The following is a 6758-nucleotide window of genomic DNA, read 5'->3' on the forward strand; positions in this document are numbered from 1 at the left end:
GATACAATAATCTTTATGTGAAATGAATCGGGGAGTGGTAATCATGAGTAAAAGGGATTACTATGAAGTTCTTGGAATCAGCAAAGGTGCGTCCAAGGATGAAATTAAGAAGGCTTATCGAAAGCTTTCAAAAAAATATCATCCTGATATTAATAAAGAGCCTGATGCAGACGAGAAGTTCAAGGAAGTTAAAGAAGCATATGAAGTCCTCAGCGACGATCAGAAAAAGGCCCACTATGATCAATTCGGCCATACGGACCCTAATCAGGGCTTTGGCGGAGCCGGTTTTGATGGTTTTGGAGGATTTGAAGATATTTTCAGCACCTTCTTCGGAGGAGGCTCCCGCCGCCGTGACCCTAATGCTCCAAGGCAGGGTGCAGACTTGCAGTACACCATGTCCTTATCCTTTGAGGAAGCAGTATTTGGCAAAGAGACCGATATTGAAATCCCTCGTGAAGAGACATGTGATACCTGCAGCGGTTCAGGCGCGAAGCCAGGGACTAAGCCGGAAACATGCCGTCACTGCCACGGGTCGGGTCAGCTGAATGTTGAACAAAATACGCCATTTGGCAAGATAGTAAATAGAAGAGTTTGCCACTACTGTAATGGGACCGGCAAGGAAATCAAAGAGAAGTGTACTACTTGCCGTGGAACCGGTAAAGTGCAAAAACGCAGGAAGATACACGTGAAAATTCCTGCGGGCATTGATGATGGCCAGCAGCTCCGCGTGGCGGGCCAAGGGGAACCCGGTGTTAATGGAGGCCCTCCTGGAGACCTTTATGTTGTTTTCCATGTTCGTTCACATGAATTCTTTGAGCGTGATGGAGATGACGTTTATTGCGAGATGCCTATAACATTTGTGCAGGCAGCCCTTGGCGATGAAATTGAAGTTCCGACACTCCATGGAAAAGTAAAACTTAAAGTTCCATCAGGCACACAAACAGGAACCAAATTCCGCCTCAAAGGAAAAGGTGTACCAAATGTAAGAGGATACGGAACAGGGGATCAGCATATTATTGTACGCATTATTACTCCTACAAAGCTGACAGAAAAACAAAAACAGCTTTTAAGCGAATTTGCTGAAGTCAGCGGAACAGTTCCCCAGGGAGAACAGGAAGAAAGCTTTTTTTCTAAAGTAAAACGAGCCTTTAAAGGTGAATAAAGGAATGGGAGTTGGTAGTAGTGAAATGGTCAGAAATCAGTATTCATACTGCAAATGAAGCTGTTGAACCGATTTCGAATATTTTGCATGAAGCCGGAGCAAGCGGAGTTGTTATAGAGGATCCTTTAGAACTTGTAAAAGAAAGAAAGGATCAATTCGGTGAAATCTACCAGCTCAATCCGCAGGACTATCCTGAAGAAGGCGTAATTGTAAAAGCGTACTTGCCAGTAAACAGTTTTCTAGGTGAAACAGTTGATGAAATAAAAGAAGCAATCAATAATCTTATTTTATTTAACATTGACATCGGGGCAAATAAAGTCAGCATTAGCGAAGTAAATGAAGAAGAATGGGCTACTGCCTGGAAAAAATATTATAACCCTGTAAAAATTTCAGAACGCTTTACCATTGTCCCAACCTGGGAGGATTACACACCTGTCAGCAGTGATGAGCTTATTATTGAGCTTGACCCTGGCATGGCTTTTGGAACGGGTACACACCCCACTACGGTGATGTGTATACAAGCACTTGAAAGAACAGTAAAACAGAGTGATAAAGTTGTAGATGTAGGAACAGGATCGGGTGTGTTAAGCATTGCTGCAGCTATGCTGGGTGCTGAGAAGGTGAAAGCACTTGATCTTGATGAAGTGGCAGTAAATTCAGCTAAATTAAATATTAAGCTGAATAAAGTGCAGGATATTGTGGAAGTATCACAAGGTAATCTGCTCGATGGTGTCAGCGAGGGAGCTGATGTGGTCGTTGCCAACATCCTTGCAGAAGTGATTCTCCGATTTACTGACGATGTGGCATCAGTCGTAAAGGAAGGCGGATACTTTATCGCTTCAGGCATTATCCTGCAGAAGAAACAGGAAGTAAGAGATGCTATTTCCTCTGCAGGATTTGAAGTTGAAGAGACCATTCAAATGGAAGATTGGGTTGCTATTGTAGCAAAGAGAAAGCAATAATGTGAAAAAGGGGGTAATCAACTTACCCCCCTTTTACAGTTGAAAGAATTTTGGACAGGCAAGAAAGAGGGTGCAGGTTGTGCAGCGATATTTCACAGAGAATGCAGTAAATGAAAATGTCTTTCAAATTAAAGGGGAAGACCGCCATCATATTGTGAAAGTAATGCGCATGAAAGAAGGCGACAATATTATCTGTGTCGATCTATCCCAAAATAGCGCACTTTGCTCAATTGCAGAAATTACCGATGAACATGTGGCTGCAGAAGTTGTACAATGGATTGAAGGGGCTTCTGAGCTGCCTGCAGATATTACTATTGTGAGCGGACTGCCTAAAGGGGATAAGCTGGAGTGGATCATTCAAAAAGGCACTGAGCTGGGAGCACATCGTTTTATCCCTTTTACTTCAGCCCGTTCAGTAGTAAAATGGGATGCTAAGAAATCTGTGAAAAAAGCAGAGAGATGGCAGAAGATTGCTAAAGAAGCTGCTGAACAATCACACAGGACCATGGTGCCTGAAGTGTTTGCACCTCTCGATTTGAAGTCATTGCTGAAATTATCTGGAGAGTATTCATATAAATTGATTGCCTTTGAGGAAGAAGCGAAGCAGGGAGAGGACTCTGTGCTCTATAAAACACTTTCTTCTATGAATAAAGGACAATCACTTATAGTTGTATTCGGGCCTGAAGGCGGGCTTTCTGACAATGAAGTTTCATTGCTGCAGGAAGCAGGCTTTCTTGCCTGCGGGTTGGGGCCGCGTATTTTAAGAACAGAGACAGCACCTCTCTATTTGCTGTCAGCTGTTTCCTATCATTTTGAATTAATGGGGTGAAATTAGATGCCTGAAGTTGCATTTCATACACTTGGCTGCAAAGTCAATCATTACGAAACAGAGGCCATTTGGCAGCTGTTCAAAGAAGCTGGCTATGAACGGACAGACTTTGAATCCGTTTCAGATGTATATGTGATTAACACATGTACCGTTACAAATACTGGTGATAAGAAAAGCCGCCAGGTAATCAGAAGGGCAATCAGGAAAAACCCTGATGCGGTTATCTGTGTAACGGGCTGTTATGCACAAACCTCACCGGCTGAAATTATGGCTATTCCTGGAGTGGATATCGTTGTTGGCACCCAGGATCGAGTAAAGATGCTTGAGTATATCGAGCAGTATAAACAAGAACGGCAGCCGATCAATGGTGTTGGTAACATCATGAAGAATCGTGTCTACGAAGAGCTGGATGTTCCGGCATTTACAGATCGGACACGAGCTTCCCTTAAAATTCAGGAAGGCTGCAATAACTTCTGTACATTTTGCATTATTCCCTGGGCGCGCGGTTTAATGAGATCCAGGGATCCGAAAGAAGTAATCCGCCAGGCCCAGCAGCTGGTTGATGCCGGCTATAAAGAAATCGTTCTGACTGGAATCCATACAGGCGGTTATGGCGAGGACATGAAAGATTATAATCTGGCTATGCTTCTTAGGGATCTGGAAGCTCAGGTAAAAGGTCTTAAGCGTTTAAGAATTTCTTCAATTGAAGCCAGCCAGATTACCGATGAAGTTATTGAAGTTATGGATCAGTCCAAGGTTGTTGTAAGGCACTTGCACATTCCTCTTCAGTCAGGCTCAAACACTGTCCTTAAGAGAATGCGCCGCAAGTATACTATGGAGTTTTTTGCTGAGCGTCTTGAACGCTTGAAGGAAGCTCTCCCAGGTCTGGCTGTTACATCAGATGTTATCGTTGGCTTCCCGGGAGAAACAGAAGAAGAATTTATGGAAACCTACAACTTTATTAAAGAACATAAATTTTCCGAGCTTCATGTATTCCCTTATTCAAAGCGTACAGGAACACCTGCAGCGAGAATGGACGACCAGATTGATGAAGAGGTTAAAAACGAGCGTGTCCATCGCCTGATTGCCTTATCAGATCAGCTTGCAAAAGAATACGCATCTCAGTATGAAGGCGAAGTTCTTGAAGTAATTCCAGAGGAAAGCTTTAAGGAAAGCAGTAACAGCAGTTTATTTGTCGGCTACACGGATAATTACTTGAAAGTTGTCTTCCCGGCTGCCGAAGAAATGGTCGGCCAGATTGTAAAAGTTAAAATTACAAAAGCTGGCTACCCTTACAATGAAGGTCAATTTGTAAGAGTCCTTGATGAATTGAATGAAACAGAAGAGGCCGCAGTTTAAAGGAATTACCTAATGGTAATTCCTTTTTTATTAGCTTTTATTTAAGTTTATTTCTTTTTAATAACTTTGTTTATTTACTGAGTTGATTGGAGTGGAGGGTACTTGACTCCTGCGGGAGGAGAGGGAAGTGGGAGACCCCGCAGGCGAAGCCGAGGAGGCTCCCGTTCCTCCCCGCGGAAAGCAAGTGCCCGCAGCGGAAATCAACGAGCTGAATTCATAAGCAAAACATCTTGATAAATTTATTAATATCTTTTGGGAAAAACTACTTTCGAAAACGATTACAAAAAACTTAATTATTGCTCGATATTTTATTATCTAAGTGATATTATGTAAGAGGTACGTACAACTGTTTTTGAAAAGGAGTAGTTAAAATGACAAATAATGTAGCAAAAATGATCGACCATACATTACTAAAAGCCGATGCAACAAAAGAACAAATAGAAAAAATTTGTGCCGAGGCTAAAGAATACAATTTTGCGTCAGTATGTGTAAACCCGACATGGGTCAAACTTTCAAGCGAATTGCTAAACGGCACTGAAGTGAAAGTCTGCACAGTAATCGGCTTCCCTCTGGGAGCTTCCACACCTGAAACAAAAGCATTTGAAACAAAGAATGCCATTGAAAACGGGGCAACAGAAGTAGATATGGTAATTAACATTGGCGCTTTAAAAGGCGGAGACAATGAGCTTGTTGAAAGAGACATCCGTGCGGTTGTTGAAGCTGCCAAAGGAAAAGCATTAACAAAGGTTATTATCGAATCTTGCCTTCTTACTGAAGAAGAAAAAGTTAGAGCATGTGAACTTTCTGTAAAAGCAGGTGCTGACTTTGTTAAAACATCTACAGGATTTTCAACAGGCGGAGCAACTGCTGAAGACATCGCTTTGATGAGAAAAACTGTCGGCCCGGAAATCGGTGTTAAAGCTTCAGGCGGAGTAAGAAGCGCTGAAGATGCACAGAAAATGATTGATGCAGGTGCAACGAGAATTGGAGCAAGCTCTGGCGCTGCTATTGTCAACGGCTTAACAAGCGATTCGGATTACTAAGAAAAGCGGAAGGCGCCCGTTTATCGGCATCTGGAGCTGGATTAGTTATCGAAATTCAAATTATTATACTTGCTGTAAGAAAATGCCGGGATTTTTCGGCATTTTTTATTGTTTTATCGGTCATGAAACCTAATGACAAACCTTCCAAACTGATTTGCAACTGGAAGAACAAGCAGTGAGGATAGTACATTAAATAAAACACTGATATGTGCAAGCTGCACATCCGGGGAACTGGCTGCATTTTGCCCAAAAACAGCAAGAGCATGAATAAAGGGATAGAAGGCTGCGACACCCAGGCAGTTCAGCCAGATATGGGCAAAGGCAGTCAGCTTTGCTTCTTTTCCGGAACCGATGGATGCTAAATAAGCGTCTACGCATGTTCCAATATTTGATCCAAGCATTATGGCAATGCCGGTATCCAGATCCATTGCTCCTGCAGTTAAAAATCCCATGATAATGCCAGTTGTTGCGGTGCTTGATTGGATAATCGCAGTAAGGACAATTCCAGCAGCTACTGCGAACATGTAATTCCCATCCAAAGTAAGCAGCCAGTGATTGACCATATCATTATCTTTAACTGAACCGGCCAGATATTCAAATCCGCGCATTGCTGCGAAAACTGCAGATAAACCCAACAATGCAAGACCGGTGCTTCGCATGCTGTTTTTCTTCAATACAGCCAGGATGCTTCCGGCAGCAGCAAGCGGAATAATATAAGATTCTATATTAAAAGTGATTAATTCTGTCGTAAATGTTGTCCCGATGTTGGTGCCTAAAATGATGCCGATTGTCTGGGGGAAAGTAAGCATCCGTGCAGAAACCATTCCAATTGTAATAATCATTACCGCTGAACTGCTCTGCAGGACAGCTGTAACCATTGTCCCAATAACAAGGCCTTTCCAGGGGGAATTTGTCATCACTGCCAGCCATTTTTTTAATGAATCGGCAGATAAATTAAATAGACCTGATCTTAAAAGTGTCATACCATAAATAAATAACCCGATTAGCAGAAAAAATAATAACAGCTGGACCAAGCATACACCCCCTATATTTAATACTATGGGACAGCATGCTGGGACATGCTTAAGTGCGATAAATTGTTTAGCTTGTCATGAACGGGGTATAAAACAATCACAACCAAATAAAAACTAATCCTATAGCAGGCTAATTACTGTTGACCTCGATAAGCTGTTATATTATAATTGCAAGGTACATGGAATAAACCATGTTGTTGATGTAAGTGTGTTGTGCTCGGAGGGAGGGAAAGAGAATGTCTAAAACCGTCGTTCGTAAAAACGAATCGCTTGAAGATGCTCTTCGTCGCTTCAAACGTTCAGTATCAAAAACTGGTACTTTGCAGGAAGCAAGAAAGCGCGAATTCTACGAAAAACCTAGTATTAAAC

At 42.3% G+C, this 6758-nt stretch carries 7 protein-coding genes; 6 read left to right on the forward strand and 1 reads right to left on the reverse strand.

Going from position 1 to position 6758, the window contains the following annotated elements; translation table 11 throughout:
- Positions 1-43: 43 nt before the first annotated feature.
- From dnaJ to deoC, 5 genes are all read left to right on the forward strand, one after another.
- Positions 44-1162 carry a molecular chaperone DnaJ gene (gene dnaJ, locus ACEQ1T_RS18290; protein WP_206838813.1) on the forward strand — a complete coding sequence of 373 codons (1119 nt, stop codon included), beginning with the start codon at positions 44-46 and terminating at the stop codon, positions 1160-1162.
- Positions 1163-1182: 20 nt separating this feature from the next.
- Positions 1183-2124: a 50S ribosomal protein L11 methyltransferase gene (prmA, locus tag ACEQ1T_RS18295; RefSeq protein ID WP_370224097.1), complete on the forward strand. Its 942-nt coding sequence runs from the start codon at positions 1183-1185 to the stop codon at positions 2122-2124.
- A 79-nt stretch (positions 2125-2203) separates the two neighbouring features.
- Complete coding sequence (locus tag ACEQ1T_RS18300) at positions 2204-2953, forward strand: 16S rRNA (uracil(1498)-N(3))-methyltransferase (protein WP_370224098.1); 750 nt, start codon at positions 2204-2206, stop codon at positions 2951-2953.
- Between the two features lie 6 nt (positions 2954-2959).
- The gene (gene mtaB / locus ACEQ1T_RS18305; protein ID WP_206838809.1) at positions 2960-4312 is read left to right on the forward strand and encodes a tRNA (N(6)-L-threonylcarbamoyladenosine(37)-C(2))-methylthiotransferase MtaB; all 1353 of its coding nucleotides are present in this window, start codon (positions 2960-2962) and stop codon (positions 4310-4312) included.
- A gap of 371 nt (positions 4313-4683) precedes the next feature.
- Positions 4684-5355, forward strand: a complete 672-nt coding sequence (gene deoC, locus ACEQ1T_RS18310; RefSeq protein WP_206838808.1) for a deoxyribose-phosphate aldolase — start codon at positions 4684-4686, stop codon at positions 5353-5355.
- Positions 5356-5468: 113 nt separating this feature from the next.
- On the opposite strand, the gene ACEQ1T_RS18315 is transcribed toward deoC, so the two are convergent.
- On the reverse strand, positions 5469-6389 hold the full coding sequence (locus ACEQ1T_RS18315) for a Na/Pi symporter (protein ID WP_206838807.1): 921 nt from the start codon (positions 6387-6389) through the stop codon (positions 5469-5471).
- 236 nt (positions 6390-6625) lie between these two features.
- On the opposite strand from ACEQ1T_RS18315, the gene rpsU reads away from it, so the two are divergent.
- Positions 6626-6758 (forward strand): 30S ribosomal protein S21 (rpsU, locus tag ACEQ1T_RS18320; protein WP_370224100.1); only part of this gene is annotated, 133 nt, incomplete at its 3' end.

The sequence above is a fragment of the Cytobacillus sp. genome (genome assembly GCF_964223445.1).
Classification (GTDB): domain Bacteria; phylum Bacillota; class Bacilli; order Bacillales; family Cytobacillaceae; genus Cytobacillus.